The 1178-nt window shown below is 65.6% G+C and carries 1 protein-coding gene; it reads right to left on the bottom strand.

Annotated features, from left to right (window positions below):
- Positions 1-40: 40 nt before the first annotated feature.
- A complete protein-coding gene (locus tag JOD69_RS24475; protein WP_210024374.1) occupies positions 41-1174 on the bottom strand; it encodes an IS701 family transposase in 1134 nt (377 codons plus the stop codon).
- Positions 1175-1178 lie beyond the last annotated feature (4 nt).

Below are 1178 nucleotides of genomic sequence, written 5' to 3'. Positions count from 1 at the left end.
TGGACCAGCAAGCGGCGGACTTCCGGGGCAGTAAATGGGATCAAGCCGGCCTCAGTGCCCCTTTTTTCGCTTGGGTGCTCATAGCCACCAAGAACGCCTGGGCCAGCAGCGCCAAGGTGATATGCCGATGCCAGGCGTCCCACGTCCGTCCCTCATACTCGTCCAACCCACAGTCCTGCTTGGCCCTCTCGAAGCCCACTTCAATGGTCCACCGTCGCCCGGCGACCTGAATCAGGGTCTCCAGCGTCGTGCCCTCCCGCGGGGCAAAAGCTACGTAATACGCCAGCTTGCTCGGATCCTCAAGACTCCGGCGCACCACCAGCCAATGGCCCCAGGCCCGCTCCTCAGCGGTCGGTTGCCACCGCCACAAAGGCTGCCACGCCCAGTCGTACTCCCGTGGCCCCTTGGCACCGTCTCCGGCCGAGTGCCGCTGCCACGCCGAAGCGGGTAGTTCGGCGGCGAGTTCCTGCGCCGGCCGATACACCGGACCATCACGCCACAACGGCACGTTACAGGCCACCCCCAGCACAAACGGCTGGCGCCGTTGCTCCAGCCAAAACCGCAGCCGCCGATCGCCCCCATACACCTCATCACCGGTCACCCAGCGGCACGGCACACCGGCGTCCAACGCGCGTTCGATCATCTCCAACGCTAACCCAGGCTTGGTGCGAAACGTCACCCCTTCAGGCACGTGCGCCTCGGCGCGGCGATGGGGGGCGGCGGCCCACTCCTTGGGCAGGTACAGTGCCCGATCGAGAAAAGCCGCCCCGTGCACACTGGCATAAGCGAGAAAAACGCCGACCTGGCTGTTCTCGATGCGGCCGGCCGTGCCACTGTATTGGCGCTTGACTCCGACCGAGTGCGTGCCTTTCTTCAAAAAACCCGTCTCGTCCACCACTAACACCGCCTCTGGATCGGCCAACCGCTCCACCACGTAAGCCCTCAGGTCATCCCGTACCCGATCGGCATCCCACTCAGCGCCATTCAACAGCCGCTGGACGCCATCCGGGGTCCGCTCCCCCAAGTGCTCCGCCAGCTGCCAGCCGTTCTTGCGCGCGACCGGACTTAACAGCCCACGCAGATACCCCAACGCGCGTTGCCGCGGTTCCGCCCGCCGAAAACGCGAGCCAATCCGCGCATGCAGTGCGGTCAGCTCCGCGTCCCACTGTCGTATCGAG

The sequence above is a fragment of the Methylocaldum sp. RMAD-M genome, from assembly GCF_017832375.1.
GTDB lineage: Bacteria > Pseudomonadota > Gammaproteobacteria > Methylococcales > Methylococcaceae > Methylocaldum.
The sequence above is the reverse complement of the archived record's forward strand: the minus strand, read 5'-3'. Positions and strand labels throughout refer to the sequence as shown.